14 protein-coding genes and 1 tRNA gene are annotated in these 13,448 nt (G+C 68.7%); 12 read left to right on the forward strand and 3 right to left on the reverse strand.

Going from position 1 to position 13,448, the window contains the following annotated elements; translation table 11 throughout:
• Positions 1-20: 20 nt before the first annotated feature.
• Positions 21-97, reverse strand: a tRNA-Pro gene (locus F790_RS0111510).
• 63 nt (positions 98-160) lie between these two features.
• Positions 161-1,129 (reverse strand): octaprenyl diphosphate synthase, encoded by a 969-nt coding sequence (ispB, locus tag F790_RS0111515; protein WP_026279416.1) that lies wholly within the window; start codon positions 1,127-1,129, stop codon positions 161-163.
• Between the two features lie 232 nt (positions 1,130-1,361).
• On the opposite strand from ispB, the gene rplU reads away from it, so the two are divergent.
• The 4 genes from rplU to proB all read left to right on the forward strand — a co-directional run bounded on the left by rplU (position 1,362) and on the right by proB (position 4,214).
• Positions 1,362-1,673 (forward strand): 50S ribosomal protein L21, encoded by a 312-nt coding sequence (gene rplU, locus F790_RS0111520; protein WP_018936343.1) that lies wholly within the window; start codon positions 1,362-1,364, stop codon positions 1,671-1,673.
• 34 nt (positions 1,674-1,707) lie between these two features.
• Positions 1,708-1,968: a 50S ribosomal protein L27 gene (gene rpmA / locus F790_RS0111525; protein ID WP_018868976.1), complete on the forward strand. Its 261-nt coding sequence runs from the start codon at positions 1,708-1,710 to the stop codon at positions 1,966-1,968.
• 81 nt (positions 1,969-2,049) lie between these two features.
• Complete coding sequence (gene cgtA, locus F790_RS0111530; protein WP_019591746.1) at positions 2,050-3,099, forward strand: Obg family GTPase CgtA; 1,050 nt, start codon at positions 2,050-2,052, stop codon at positions 3,097-3,099.
• Positions 3,096-4,214 (forward strand): glutamate 5-kinase, encoded by a 1,119-nt coding sequence (gene proB, locus F790_RS0111535; RefSeq protein ID WP_018947182.1) that lies wholly within the window; start codon positions 3,096-3,098, stop codon positions 4,212-4,214. The genes cgtA and proB overlap by 4 nt, the downstream gene beginning before the upstream one ends.
• 103 nt (positions 4,215-4,317) lie before the next feature.
• Here proB and rpsT read toward each other — a convergent pair whose 3' ends face one another.
• A complete protein-coding gene (gene rpsT / locus F790_RS0111540; protein WP_026279417.1) occupies positions 4,318-4,584 on the reverse strand; it encodes a 30S ribosomal protein S20 in 267 nt (88 codons plus the stop codon).
• 230 nt (positions 4,585-4,814) lie between these two features.
• On the opposite strand from rpsT, the gene F790_RS0111545 reads away from it, so the two are divergent.
• From F790_RS0111545 to F790_RS0111580, 8 genes are all read left to right on the forward strand, one after another.
• Positions 4,815-5,345, forward strand: coding sequence for a DsrE family protein (locus tag F790_RS0111545; RefSeq protein WP_018868980.1), 531 nt, complete (start codon positions 4,815-4,817; stop codon positions 5,343-5,345).
• A 112-nt stretch (positions 5,346-5,457) separates the two neighbouring features.
• Positions 5,458-7,017: a murein biosynthesis integral membrane protein MurJ gene (murJ, locus tag F790_RS0111550; protein WP_026332944.1), complete on the forward strand. Its 1,560-nt coding sequence runs from the start codon at positions 5,458-5,460 to the stop codon at positions 7,015-7,017.
• 51 nt (positions 7,018-7,068) lie between these two features.
• Positions 7,069-8,058 (forward strand): bifunctional riboflavin kinase/FAD synthetase, encoded by a 990-nt coding sequence (ribF, locus tag F790_RS0111555; RefSeq protein WP_019588859.1) that lies wholly within the window; start codon positions 7,069-7,071, stop codon positions 8,056-8,058.
• A gap of 69 nt (positions 8,059-8,127) precedes the next feature.
• Positions 8,128-10,971 carry an isoleucine--tRNA ligase gene (ileS, locus tag F790_RS0111560; protein ID WP_019591748.1) on the forward strand — a complete coding sequence of 948 codons (2,844 nt, stop codon included), beginning with the start codon at positions 8,128-8,130 and terminating at the stop codon, positions 10,969-10,971.
• Complete coding sequence (gene lspA, locus F790_RS0111565; RefSeq protein WP_018947177.1) at positions 10,968-11,465, forward strand: signal peptidase II; 498 nt, start codon at positions 10,968-10,970, stop codon at positions 11,463-11,465. The genes ileS and lspA overlap by 4 nt, the downstream gene beginning before the upstream one ends.
• 34 nt (positions 11,466-11,499) lie before the next feature.
• A complete protein-coding gene (locus F790_RS0111570) occupies positions 11,500-11,937 on the forward strand; it encodes a peptidylprolyl isomerase (RefSeq protein ID WP_019591749.1) in 438 nt (145 codons plus the stop codon).
• Between the two features lie 19 nt (positions 11,938-11,956).
• The gene (gene ispH / locus F790_RS0111575; RefSeq protein ID WP_019591750.1) at positions 11,957-12,904 is read left to right on the forward strand and encodes a 4-hydroxy-3-methylbut-2-enyl diphosphate reductase; all 948 of its coding nucleotides are present in this window, start codon (positions 11,957-11,959) and stop codon (positions 12,902-12,904) included.
• A 78-nt stretch (positions 12,905-12,982) separates the two neighbouring features.
• Positions 12,983-13,348: a nucleotidyltransferase family protein gene (locus tag F790_RS0111580; protein WP_018868987.1), complete on the forward strand. Its 366-nt coding sequence runs from the start codon at positions 12,983-12,985 to the stop codon at positions 13,346-13,348.
• Positions 13,349-13,448: the final 100 nt, after the last annotated feature.

Consider the following 13,448-nt stretch of genomic DNA (forward strand, 5'->3'; position numbering starts at 1 on the left):
CGACCGGAGAAATCGGGAAATGGTCGGAGTGAAAGGATTCGAACCTTCGACCCCTGCCTCCCGAAGGCAGTGCTCTACCAAGCTGAGCTACACTCCGACGCTGAGCTGAGTATTGTGCCGTGTTGATCCGGAGTTGTCCATGCCCCGGGTGAACGCGGTGTCAGTGATCGCGGCCCACGGCGAAGCGGGCGATGTCCGCCAGCGCGCGGCGGTGGGGGTTGTCCGGCAGCCCGGCGATGGCGTCGATGGCCGCGTCGGTTTCGGCCTCCGCCCGCGCCCGGGCGTAGTCCAGCGCGCCGGTGGAGTGCATCGCCGCGATCACCGCGTCGGTTTCCTCGCGTCCGCCCTGTTCGATTGCCCGGCGCACCACGGCCTTTTCGGCGTCGTTGCCCTCGCGCAGCACGTGGATCAGCGGCAGGGTCGGCTTGCCTTCGGCGAGATCGTCGCCCAGCTGCTTGCCGGTCACCTCGGGGTCGGCCGAATAGTCGAGCACGTCGTCGATCAGCTGGAACGCGGTGCCCAGGTGCATGCCGTAGCGCGCCAGCGCGGCCTCGTCGGCGGCGTCGCGCTGCGCGAGGATGCCGCCGATCTGGCAGGCCGCCTCGAACAGCTTGGCGGTCTTCGACTGGATTACGTCCATGTAGCGCGCCTCGTCGACATCCGCGTCGTGGCAGTTCATCAGCTGCATCACTTCGCCTTCGGCGATCACGTTGGTCGCGCGCGACAGGATCTCCATCACCCGCATCGAGTCGATCTCGACCATCATCTCGAAGGCGCGGGTGTAGAGGAAGTCACCCACCAGCACGGCGGCCTCGTTGCCGAAGATGTGGTTCGCGGTCTCGTTGCCGCGGCGCATCTCCGAGGCATCCACCACGTCGTCGTGCAGCAGGGTCGCGGTGTGGATGAACTCCACCAGCGCCGCCAGGGTGACGTGCTTGTCGCCCTCGTAACCGCAGGCCCGGGCCGACAGGGTCGCCAGCAATGGCCGCAGTCGCTTGCCGCCACTGTGGATGATGTAGTGTCCGAGCTGGTTGATCAGCACCACGGGGGAGCTGAGCCGGTCGCGGATGCAGGCGTCGACTGCCTGCATGTCGTCGGCAGCGAGCTCTCGGATGGCGTCTATGGACATGCGGTTCGGCAGGCCGGTGAGGGTGGGGTCGGTTTCGGCAGGCCCGCACGCGCGCGCCGCCTCCAGCAAATGAAGAGCCCGGCATGCTAGAAAGGGGGTGGCGGGGTGTCAAGCAATACGGGTGGTCGAAACGTTGACCCCCGGCGGGGGTGCTGCTAGCATTGCCGCCCTTTCGCGAGACCAGTCATCAGCACCTGGTCCATACAGGTCATCGCAACGGAGTCCCAGGGAAATGTACGCGATCATCGCAACAGGTGGTAAACAGTACCGCGTCGCCGAAGGTGACGTGATCCGCATCGAAAAGCTCGACGCCGAAGTCGGTTCCGAGGTCGATTTCGACCAGGTGCTGATGGTGGGTGCGGGTGACGATGTCCGCGTCGGGGCCCCGGTGGTCGATGGCGGTAAGGTCACCGCCAAAGTCGAGGACCACGGCCGCGGCGACAAGGTCCGCATCATCAAATTCCGGCGCCGCAAGCACAGCATGAAGCAGGCGGGCCACCGGCAGCACTACACCACCGTGCGCATCACCGGCATCGCCGGCTGAGCTGCGGCACGACAGTACTCGGGAGAACGAGAACATGGCACACAAGAAGGCAGGCGGCAGTTCCAAGAACGGGCGCGATTCCGAGAGTAAACGCCTTGGCGTCAAGCGGTTTGGCGGCCAGACCGTGAGCGCCGGGAACATCCTCGTCCGTCAGCGCGGTACGCAGTATCATCCCGGCGAGAACGTGGGTTGCGGCAAGGACTACACGCTGTTCGCCAAGGTGGATGGCGAGGTCGTGTTCAAGAAGGGCGGTCGTTTCAACCGCCGTTTCGTGACGGTCCAGCCGCAGCAGTAATCCGGCCGTCCGCAGTCCGGATCGCCGTAAAGCCCCGTTCTGCGGGGCTTTTTTTGTTTCTATCCCCTCCGGAGGCGAAGGATGCAGTTCATCGACGAGGCGAACATCGTGGTCAGGGCCGGCGATGGCGGTAATGGCTGCGTGAGCTTCCGCCGCGAGAAGTACATCCCCTTCGGCGGGCCGGATGGCGGCGACGGCGGGGACGGGGGTTCGGTGTGGCTGGTCGGGACCGAGCGCCTGAACACCCTGGCCGACTTCCGCTACCAGAAGCGTTTCGACGCCCCGCGCGGGAAAAACGGCATGGGCCAGAACCGCACCGGCGCGTCCGGCGAAGACCTCGAGATCGCGGTGCCGGTGGGCACCGTGGTGCGCGATGCGGAGACCGACGAGCTGCTGGGCGACATCACCGCGGACGGCCAGCGTCTGCTGGTCGCCCAGGGCGGCTATCACGGCCTCGGCAACACCCGCTACAAGAGCTCCACCAACCAGGCCCCGCGCCAGAGCAAGCCGGGCACGCCGGGCGAGCAGCGGCGCCTGCAGCTGGAGCTGCGGGTGCTGGCCGACGTGGGGCTGCTGGGGCTGCCGAATGCCGGCAAGTCGACCCTGCTGTCGCGCGCGTCGGCCGCGCGTCCACGGGTGGCCGATTACCCGTTCACCACGCTTTATCCGCAACTGGGCGTGGTCAGCGTGGGGCCCGAGCAGAGCTTCGTGATGGCCGATATACCCGGGCTGATCGAGGGCGCGGCCGAGGGTGCCGGGCTGGGCACCCGCTTCCTCAAGCACCTGGGGCGCACCGAGCTGCTGCTGCACCTGGTGGACGTGGCCCCGCCGGACCCCGAAGCGGAGCCGGTCACCGACATGCAGACCGCGCTCACCGAGCTGCAGCGGCACAGCGAAGAACTGGCGGCGCGTCCGCGCTGGCTGGTGCTCAACAAGTGCGAGCTGCTGGACGCGGAGGCGCTGGACGCGCTGGGCGAGCGCATGCAGGCGGTGTCCGGCGGGGACGTACCGCAGTACCGTATCTCCGCCGCCACCGGCGACGGCGTGGACGGTCTGCTGCAGGCCGTGATGCGCGAAGTCGAGCGCCGGCGTCTCGACCCGGCGGAGGGCGAGCCGGAGGGCGAAGCATGAGCCGCGCCCTGCCGCAGGCGCGGCGCGTGGTGGTGAAGATCGGCAGCGCGCTGATTACCGCCGATGGCACCGGCCTCGACCGCCCGGCCCTGCAGGCCTGGGCCCGGCAGATGGCCGAACTGCGGGAGCAGGGGCTGGAGGTGATCCTGGTGTCCAGCGGGGCGGTGGCCGAAGGCATGTATCGCCTGGGCATGACCGAGCGGCCGCACCAGCTGCATCAGCTGCAGGCCTCGGCCGCGGTCGGTCAGATGGGGCTGGTGCAGGCCTACGAGCAGGAATTCGCGGCGCACGGGCTGCACGCCGCCCAGGTCCTGCTGACGCATGACGACCTGGCCGACCGCGAGCGCTACCTGAATGCGCGTTCGACCATGCAGGCCCTGCTGACCCTCGGCACCATCCCGGTGGTCAACGAGAACGACACCGTGGCCTACGAGGAGATCCGGCTGGGCGACAACGACACCCTGGCGGCGCTGGTCGCCAACCTGGTGGTGGCCGATCTGTTGCTGATCCTGACCGATCAGGAGGGCCTGTTCGACGCCGATCCGCGGCGTGACCCGCAGGCCCGGCGGATCGCCGAAGGCCGCGCCTCCGACGTGACGCTGCAGCAGTTCGTGGCTCCGGAGTTCGGGCGGCTGGGACGCGGCGGCATGGCCACCAAGCTGTACGCCGCGGAGCGTGCCGCGCGTTCCGGTACCCATACCGTGATCGCCTCGGGGCGCGAGGAGCGCGTGATGGCGCGGGTCCTGGCCGGCGAAGACGTGGGGACCTGGCTGCAGCCGGACCGCGAGCCGCTGGCCGCGCGCAAGCGCTGGATCGCCGACCAGTTGCATTCGCGCGGTGTGCTGCATCTGGACGAGGGTGCCGCGCGGGTGCTGCGCGAATCCGGCCGCAGCCTGCTGGCGGTGGGCGTGGCGCGGGTCGAGGGGGAATTCCGCCGCGGCGAGGTGGTGACCTGCGTGGCCCCGGATGGCTCCGGGGTTGCGCGTGGACTGGTCAACTACTCGGCGGCCGAGGTGGAGCGCATCCGCGGTCTGCGTGCCGATCAGATCGAGGCGGAGCTGGGCTATCAGTTCGAGCCGGAGCTGGTGCACCGCGACAACATGGTCCTGCTGTAGCGACACGCGCACGACATGCGCACGCAAACGGGCCCGCCCCTGTGCACAGGGGCGGGCCCGTTCGGTCTTCAGGCTGCCGGCCGGGCCCGCAGGCCCGAGGGTCTTACGCCTGCAGGGCGCGGATCCGCTGGTTCAGGCGGCTCTTGTGGCGGGCCGCCTTGTTCTTGTGGATCAGACCCTTGTTCGCGGTCTTGTCGATGATCGGGACCGCCTGGCGATACGCCTCGCGGGCAGCCTCGACGTCTCCCTGACGCAGCGGCTTGAGGACCGCCTTCATGTACGTACGGAAACGCGACCGCAGCGCCATGTTGTGGGCGCGGTTCTTCATGGACTGACGGGCCCGTTTACGGGCAGAAGCAATATTCGCCAAAACTCTATCCCTCGCGTGATTCGCCGGGTTCTCTGAAAGGCGACAAAGCATACTCGGGGCTCCGGTCGGGGTCAAGCTCGCCTTCGCCTGCAAGCAGGCTCCTACGGGCGCGGTCGTGCAATGCTGTGGGAGCCTGCTTGCAGGCGAGCCGGGCCCGGGCGCCCCGGAATGGAATCCCGGAGCCCGTGCGTCTACATTGCAGGCACCACAACATAAAAAGGAGCATGGAGATGAAATACCCCGCCGCCCGCAACAACGCCCTGGTCCCCGGCTTCGTGCTGGTGCTGCTGGCCCTGTTTGCCGCCAGCCTGGTCCTGGTCCCGCAGCAGGCGCGCGCCTTCGAGCCCGAGGCCAAGGTCGCCTACCACGCCGATTTCGCCGATCCGCGGCGCTTCTCGGCAATGCTCACCAGCATCAACAACATGGTCACCCACTACGAGCGCGAGTTCATCGAGGCGGATGTGCGGATCGTGTTCGTCTCGCACGGCATCCGGTTCCTCACCGAGGACAACCTCGAGGACACCCCGTTCGAGGCCGACGAAGAGCTGCTGGAGGAGCGCGAACGGCTGCAGAGCCGCCTGCGTTCCCTGGCCAATACCTATGACGTGCAGCTGGAGCTGTGCGACATCACCCGCGGTGACATCGGCCTTCCGGAAGAGGATTTGATGGATGGCGTGGATATCGAGCTGGTGCCCTCCGGCGTGGTGCGCCTGACCGAGCTGCAGAACGACGAAGACTTCGCCTACCTGAAGATCGAGTAATCCTCCCTCCCTCCTGACGGCTGCCCGCGGTTCCCCGGGGGCAGCCGTCGCCGGGCCTGGCGAGTCGGTTACACTCCGGTCCGCTCATTGTCTGTGTGGTGCCGGCTTCCGCATGAACCGACTGTTCCGATCCACCGCTGTGGTCAGCGGCATGACCATGATCTCGCGGATCATGGGCTATTTGCGCGACATGGTGCTGGCGGTGACCTTCGGGGCCAGCGCGGCCACCGACGCCTTCTTCGTCGCCTTCCGCATCCCCAATTTCCTGCGCCGGCTGTTCGCCGAGGGGGCCTTCAACCAGGCCTTCGTCCCGGTGTTTGCCGAATTCCGCGAGAAGCGCGGGCGCGAGGCCCTGCGCGATCTGCTGGACCATACCGCCGGGGCGCTGATGGCGGCAGTCTCGGTGATCACGCTGCTGGGCATCCTCGCGGCCCCGGCCCTGATCTGGGTCTTCGCGCCCGGGCTGGCGCAGGAGGCAGGGCGCCAGGACCTGGCGGCGGACATGCTGCGGATCACCTTCCCGTACCTGCTGTTCATCTCGCTGACCGCGATGGCGGCGGGCATCCTCAACAGCATCGGGCGCTTCGCGGTACCGGCCTTCACCCCGGTATTTCTCAACCTGGCGCTGATCGCCGCCGCGCTGTGGCTGGCGCCGATGTTCGCCGAACCGGTGGTCGCGCTGGCCTGGGGGGTGTTCATCGCCGGGGCGCTGCAGCTGGCCTTCCAGATCCCGTTTTTGTGGCGCGCGGGGCTGCTGCCACGGCCGCGTTTCCGCCGGGCGCACGAGGGCGTGCGCCGGATCGTCAAGCTGATGCTGCCCGCGATCCTCGGGACCTCGGTGGTGCAGATCAACCTGCTGGTGGACACCCTGATCGCCTCGTTCCTGGTGGCGGGTTCGATCTCCTGGCTGTATTTCGGCGATCGCTTCGTCGAGCTGCCGCTGGCGCTGTTCGGCATCGCCATCGGTACGGTGATCCTTCCGCGCCTGGCGAAACAGTTCAACGAGGAGCGGCCCGAGGCCTTCGGCCGCACCCTGGACTGGGCCCTGCGCACGGCGATGCTGGTGGCCCTGCCGGCGATGGCCGGGCTGGTGGTGCTGGCGGTGCCGATCCTCGCGACGCTGATCCAGTATCAGGAGTTCACCCCGCACGACACCCACATGACCGCACTGGCGCTGGCCGCCTATTCGCTGGGGCTCCCGGGCTTCATCCTGATCAAGGTGCTCGCGCCGGGCTTCTTCGCCCGCCAGGACACGAAGACCCCGGTGCGCATCGCGATCATTGCCATGCTGTGGAACATGCTGCTCAACGGCCTGTTCGTGCTGCCGTGGTATCTGTCCGGGGTGCCGGGTGCGCATGCCGGGCTGGCGCTGGCGACCTCGGCCTCGGCCTATATCAACGCCGGGCTGCTGTATCGCGGGCTGGTGCGCGAGGGCATCTATCGCCCCGGGCCGGCCCTGCGGCGCCTGCGCTACGGGCTGCCCGTGGCCCTGGCGGTGATGGTGGCGGTCCTGGTGGTGCTGTCGCCGGCGCTGGACGCGTGGACGGACTGGTCGATCCCCGAGCGCGGGACGGCGCTGACCGGGCTGATCGCCGCCGGGGTGGCCAGTCTCGGGGTGACCCTGTGGCTGGCCGGCCTGCGTCCGCGGCATTTCCTGTTGCGCGAGGCCTGATCTCGCGGGGCACGCCGGGTTATACTTGCCGTTTTTCCTGGATACGGGGCAATGCGGCTGATTCGAGGGCTGGGCAGGTCCGACGGTGCGGATTCCGGGCTGGCCGCGGTGCGTGGCGCCGTGGTGACCATCGGCAACTTCGACGGTCTGCACTGCGGGCATCAGGCGGTGGTGGACCGCCTGCTGGCGGCCGCGCGCGAGCACGCCGCACCGTCGGTGCTGATGACCTTCGAACCGCTGCCGCGCGAATATTTCGCCGAGCATGCCGGGGCGCCCACGCCGCCGGGCCGGCTGCAGCGCCTGCGCGACCGTCTGGTGGCGCTGGACGGCCGCGGACTGGACGCCGCCTGGGTGCTGCGCTTCGATGCCCGCCTGGCGGGGCTGCCGGCGCGCGACTTCCTCGAGGAGGTCCTGTACCGGCGGCTGGGCGCGCGCCATGTGCTGGTGGGCGACGACTTCCGCTTCGGCCGCGGACGCGAGGGCGACAGCGCGCTGATGCGCGCCGAAGGGGAGCGGCTGGGCTTCAGCGTGGAGTCCACGCCCACGGTCAGCGATGCCGACGGGCGCATCAGCAGCACCCGGGTGCGCGCCGCCGCGCGCGAGGGCGGCTTCGACGAGGTGGCGCGGCTGCTGGGACGGCCGTACCGGCTGCACGGGCGGGTGGCGCATGGCGACCGCCTGGGGCGCACCATCGGCTTCCCCACGGCCAACGTGCGCCTCGGGCGCTGGCCGCTGGCGCTGCGCGGGGTGTATGCCGGCTGGCTGCACGGCGCGGGCGGCGAGCCGCTGGCCGCGGTGGCGAACATCGGCTGGCGGCCCACGGTGCAGGGCACCGAACAGCGCCTGGAGATCCATGTGCTGGACGCCGCCCCCGAACTCTACGGCGCGCGCGTGGCGTTCGAACCGCGCGCGCTGGTTCGCGGCGAACAGCGCTTCGACGGGCTGGATGCCCTCAAGGCGCAGATCGCGCGGGACGCCGACACGGCGCGTGAATGCCTGACAGGCGACGAACCGGGCCGCGTGCCCCGTACCGTCTGCTGACACCGGTCCAGACTGCCGAATCCTCCAACTCCACAGCAACCGGCCCCGCGGGGCCCATCCGGAAGAGCCATGGCCAAGAAACAGGCACCGCCGAATCCCTACAAGGATACGCTCAACCTGCCGCAGACCGCGTTCCCCATGCGGGCGAACCTGGCAAAGCGCGAGCCGGAATGGCTGGAGCAGTGGCGCGCGGAGGATCGTTACCGCCGCCTGCGCGAGCACTGCGCCGGACGCCCGCGGTTCGTGCTGGCCGACGGCCCGCCGTACGCCAACGGCTCGATCCACGTGGGGCATGCGGTCAACAAGATCCTCAAGGACATCATCGTCAAGAGCCGCACACTGGCGGGCTTCGATGCCCCGTACGTGCCCGGCTGGGACTGCCACGGCCTGCCGATCGAGCTGCAGGTGGAGCACAACATCGGCAAGCCCGGCCACGAGGTGGATGCGGCCGAGTTCCGCGAGGCCTGCCGTGCCTACGCCGCGGAACAGGTGGCCGGCCAGTCGGCCGACTTCCAGCGCCTGGGCGTGCTGGGTGACTGGGACCACCCGTACCTGACCATGGACTACCAGGTCGAGGCGGACACCGTGCGCGCGCTGGCGCGCATCTACGAACGCGGCCACGTGCAGATGGGCGAGAAGCCGGTGCACTGGTGCGTGGACTGCGGCTCCGCGCTGGCCGAGGCCGAGGTGGAGTACGAGGACAAGATCTCGCAGGCGGTCGACGTGCGCTTCCGCGTGGTGGACGACGTGGATCTGGTGCGGCGTTTCTCCGGTGCGGATGCCGACGGCCCGGTGAGCGTGGTGATCTGGACCACCACGCCGTGGACCCTGCCGGCCAACCAGGCGGTGGCCGTGCATCCGGAGCTGGATTACGCGCTGGTGGAGCTGGAACACGAGCGCCTGCTGCTGGCGGAAGAACTGCTGGAGGACTGCCTGGGTCGCTACGATCTGGGCGAAGGCCGTGTGCTGGCGCGGGTGAAGGGTGCCGCGCTGGAAGGCCTGATGTTGCAGCACCCGTTCCTGGAGCGCGAAGTGCCGCTGATCCTCGGCGACCATGTGACCACCGAGGCCGGTACCGGCTGCGTGCATACCGCCCCCGGCCATGGTCAGGACGACTACGCCGTGGGCCTGCAGTACAACCTGCCGGTGGACAACCCGGTGGGCCCCGACGGGGTGTTCGTGGAGGGCACGCCGTATTTCGCAGGGCAGAACGTGCACCAGGCCAACGGCCACGTGATCGACGTGCTGCACGAGAAGGCCGCACTGATCGTGGCGCGCAAGCTGCACCACAGCTACCCGCACTGCTGGCGGCACAAGACCCCCATCATCTTCCGCGCCACGCCGCAGTGGTTCATCAGCATGGACCGTGCGGAACTGCGCGCCGATGCCCTGCGCGCGATCGGCGCGACGCGCTGGATGCCCGACTGGGGCGAGGCGCGCATTCACGGCATGGTGGCCAACCGGCCCGACTGGTGCATCTCGCGTCAGCGCCACTGGGGCGTGCCCATCCCGTTCTTCCTCAACCGCAAAACCGGGCGCGTGCACCCGCGCACCCCGGAGCTCACCGAGCGGGTCGCCCGGCGCATCGAGGAGCAGGGCATCGAGGCCTGGTTCAGCCTGGACCCCGAAGAATTCCTCGGCGAGGAGGCCGCCGACTACGTCAAGCTCACCGATACCCTGGACGTATGGTTCGACTCCGGCGTGCTGCACAGCACGGTGGTGGAGAAGCGCCCCGAGCTGGGTGGCCTGCCGGCGGATCTGTTCCTCGAAGGTTCCGACCAGCACCGTGGCTGGTTCCAGTCCAGCCTGCTGACCAGCGTGGCCATGCGCGGCGAGGCGCCCTACCGCGGGGTGCTGACCCACGGCTTCACCGTGGACGAGAACGGCGAGAAGATGTCGAAGTCGCGCGGCAACGTGGTCGCGCCGCAGGAGGTGGTCTCCACCCTGGGGGCGGACATCCTGCGCCTGTGGGTGGCCGCGACCGATTTCGCCGGCGAGATGGCGATCTCCGACAACATCCTCGACCGCACCGCCGATGCCTATCGCCGCATCCGTAACACCATGCGCTTTCTGCTCGGCAACCTCAGCGGCTTCGACCCGCAGCAGCACGCCGTGCCGCTGGACGAGCTGCTGCCGCTGGACCGCTGGATCGTGGCGCGCGCGCTGCAGGTGCAGGAACAGGTCACCCGCTCGTACGACGAGTTCCTGTTCCACCCGATCTACCAGCGGGTGCACAACTTCTGCTCGGTGGAGCTGGGCAGCTTCTACCTCGACGTGATCAAGGACCGCCAGTACACCACGCCGGGGGATTCGCACGCGCGGCGTTCCGCGCAGACCGCGCTGTACCACGTGGCCGAGGCCCTGACCCGGTGGATCGCGCCGATCCTGACCTTCACCGCCGAGGAGATCTGGGAGCTGCTGCCGGGCGAACGCGCCGACTCGGTGCTGTTCGCCACCTGGTACGAGGGCCTGGCCCCGCTGCCGGAGGATGCGACGTTCAGCAACGCCGACTGGGACCGCATCCTGGAGATGCGCACCCACGCCGCGCGCGCGCTGGAGACCGCCCGCAACGAGCAGCGCATCGGTGCCTCGCTGACCGCCGAGATCGACCTGCACGTACCCGCCGATGCCCCGGTGCGCGCCCCGCTGGAACGCCTGGGTGACGAGCTGCGGTTTGTGTTCATCACCTCGGAGGTGCGCCTGAGCACCGAGCCCGCCCCGGCCGATGCGCATGTCGCGACCCTGGAGGACGGCACCGCGATCGGCGTGGTGGTGCACCGCAGTGAACACGCCAAGTGCGTGCGCTGCTGGCACCTGCGTCCCGATGTGGGCGAGAACCCGGCGCATCCGGAACTGTGCGGGCGCTGCGTCACCAACGTGGAGGGGCCGGGCGAGACCCGGCGGTTCGCATGAGACTGCCGGGGCATTCCGGACTGGCGCCGGGGCTCGCCCTGGCCGCGGTGGTGCTGGTCCTGGACCAGATCACCAAGTTCTGGGCCGAGCGCGCGCTCACCCAGTTCGCCTCGGTGGAAGTGGCCCCGTTCTTCAACTTCACCCTGCTGTACAACCCGGGGGCCGCGTTCAGCCTGCTGGCCGATGCCGGCGGCTGGGGCCGCTGGCTGCTGTCCGGGATCGCGATCGCCGCCGGGGTGCTGATCACCGTCTGGCTGGCGCGTCTGCCGCGCAATGCCTGGCTGACCATCGCCTCGCTGGGGCTGATCGTGGGCGGGGCCATCGGCAACCTGGTGGACCGCCTGCGCATCGGCAAGGTGGTGGATTTTCTCGATTTCCACTGGGCCGGTTATCACTGGCCCGCATTCAACGTCGCCGACATGGCGATCACCGTGGGCGCGGTGCTGCTGATCGTTGCCGCCTTTACCGAAGGCGAGGCCACCCGCCGCGACTGACCCGCCCCGCGTCCGTAAGCGAACTGGAGCAAAGATGACGACCGTAGTAAAAGAAAAGCGCGTACGCATGCATTACCGGCTGGTGCTGGAAAACGGCCTGGTGGTGGATTCCACCGGCGAGGAACCCACCGAGCTGGAGGTCGGCGCCGGCGAGATCCTGCCCGGGCTGGAAGACCTGCTGATCGGCCTGCAGCCGGGCGATCAGCGGGAATTTGCGATCGAGGCCGGGACCATGTTTCCTTGGCCCGAGAAAGAGGCCTTCCAGTCGGTGCCCCGCAACCAGTTCCCGCCCGACGCGGAGCTGGAAGAGGGTCAGATCTACGAGTTCACCAGTCCTTCGGCCGAGGCCGTGCCCGGCCGCATCAGCGAATTGAGCGAGGAGACCGTGACCGTGGACTTCAACCACCCGCTGGCGGGCAAGAACTTCACCTTCGAGGTGGAGATCCTGGAAGTGCACCCGGCGGACGAGTGATCCGCGAGGAGAACAGGGCATGAACATGCAGGTCCGGCTCGCCAACCCCCGCGGCTTCTGCGCCGGCGTCGAACGTGCCATCGAGATCGTGGAACGCGCCCTGGAGATCCACGGCGCCCCGCTGTACGTACGCCACGAAGTGGTGCATAACCGGCACGTGGTCGGGCGCCTGGAAGACGCCGGCGTGGTGTTCGTGGAAGAGCTGGACGAAGTGCCGGACGGCAATGTGGTCATCTTCTCCGCGCACGGCGTACCGCGCCACGTGGAGGAAGAGGCCGAGCGCCGCGGCCTGACCGTGTTCGACGCCACCTGCCCGCTGGTGACCAAGGTCCACCTCGAGGTGTCCAAGCACGCCCGCGAGGGGCGCGAAGTGGTCCTCATCGGCCATGCCGGGCACCCCGAGGTGGAGGGCACCCTGGGCCAGTTTGACACCTCGAACGGCGGGCGCATGATGCTGGTGGAAACCGTGGAAGACGTGGAACGCCTGGAGGTGAGCGAGCCCGACCGCCTCGCCTTCGTCTCCCAGACCACGCTGTCGATGGACGACACCGCACACATCATCGACGCCCTCACCGCGCGCTTCCCCAACATCGAGGGGCCGCGCAAGATGGACATCTGCTACGCCACGCAGAACCGTCAGGACGCGGTGAAGACCCTCACCGACGACTGCGACCTGCTGCTGGTGGTCGGCTCGAAGAACAGCTCCAACTCCAACCGCCTGGCCGAGATCGGCGCGCGCGCCGGCGTGCCGTCGTATCTGGTGGACGGCGCCGCCGACATCGACCCCGCCTGGCTCGAAGGCCGCGACCGCATCGCCGTGACCGCCGGCGCCTCCGCCCCCGAACTGCTGGTGCAGGAAGTCATCGACTACCTGCGCGAGCGCGGCGTGAACGAGGTCAGCGAAGTCGCCGGCCAGGAAGAGACCATCACCTTCTCCATCCCCCCCGGCCTGCGCGACACCGCCTGACCCCGGTAGGAGCGGCCTTGGCCGCGAACTGGAGTTGTCCTAATCTGGACCCTTTCGGATTCGCTGCCGCGGTGCCCCATGCTTTCTCCCGAACAAACTTCGCAGCTCGAGCGCCTCGCCAGAGAGCATGGCTGGGAGCTGCTGGTCCTGTTCGGCTCCACGGCGCGGGACGGCACCGGCCGGGACATCGACCTTGCCGTTCAGCCGGCGGAGATGCCGGGCCTGATGACCCAGGGTCGCTGGCAACGGCAACTGGAAGAGATCCTGGAGCCTTGCCCGGTTGATCTGCTGGTCCTGAGCGAGGGTACTTCCCCGCTGACCCGGTTCGAGGTCTTCCGGGATGGCGTCTGCCTGTACGAAGCACAGGCCGGGCGCTTCCACGCCGAGCAGGACCGGGCCTTCTTCCTGCACGCCGACTCCGTACTCTTCCAGCAACTACGGTAGAGGGCACGGATGCCTCCTGATACCGATGCCGTGCCCGACGCCCTGGAGGTGTATTCCGCCTTTGCCAGCTGGGCCGGGGAGCGCGTCCGGTCGAGCCCGT

Origin of the sequence: Thioalkalivibrio sp. ALE20 (genome assembly GCF_000381405.1) — a bacterium.
GTDB lineage: Bacteria > Pseudomonadota > Gammaproteobacteria > Ectothiorhodospirales > Ectothiorhodospiraceae > Thioalkalivibrio.

Coding starts and splice junctions, on each gene's coding strand:
- F790_RS0111580 (WP_018868987.1), top strand. CDS start 12,983: ATGCTTTCTCCCGAACAAACTTCGCAGCTCGAGCGCCTCGCCAGAGAG.
- F790_RS0111545 (WP_018868980.1), top strand. CDS start 4,815: ATGAAATACCCCGCCGCCCGCAACAACGCCCTGGTCCCCGGCTTCGTG.
- F790_RS0111570 (WP_019591749.1), top strand. CDS start 11,500: ATGACGACCGTAGTAAAAGAAAAGCGCGTACGCATGCATTACCGGCTG.
- rpmA (WP_018868976.1), top strand. CDS start 1,708: ATGGCACACAAGAAGGCAGGCGGCAGTTCCAAGAACGGGCGCGATTCC.
- rplU (WP_018936343.1), top strand. CDS start 1,362: ATGTACGCGATCATCGCAACAGGTGGTAAACAGTACCGCGTCGCCGAA.
- cgtA (WP_019591746.1), top strand. CDS start 2,050: ATGCAGTTCATCGACGAGGCGAACATCGTGGTCAGGGCCGGCGATGGC.
- murJ (WP_026332944.1), top strand. CDS start 5,458: ATGAACCGACTGTTCCGATCCACCGCTGTGGTCAGCGGCATGACCATG.
- ribF (WP_019588859.1), top strand. CDS start 7,069: ATGCGGCTGATTCGAGGGCTGGGCAGGTCCGACGGTGCGGATTCCGGG.
- lspA (WP_018947177.1), top strand. CDS start 10,968: ATGAGACTGCCGGGGCATTCCGGACTGGCGCCGGGGCTCGCCCTGGCC.
- ispH (WP_019591750.1), top strand. CDS start 11,957: ATGAACATGCAGGTCCGGCTCGCCAACCCCCGCGGCTTCTGCGCCGGC.
- ispB (WP_026279416.1), bottom strand. CDS start 1,129: ATGTCCATAGACGCCATCCGAGAGCTCGCTGCCGACGACATGCAGGCA.
- ileS (WP_019591748.1), top strand. CDS start 8,128: ATGGCCAAGAAACAGGCACCGCCGAATCCCTACAAGGATACGCTCAAC.
- proB (WP_018947182.1), top strand. CDS start 3,096: ATGAGCCGCGCCCTGCCGCAGGCGCGGCGCGTGGTGGTGAAGATCGGC.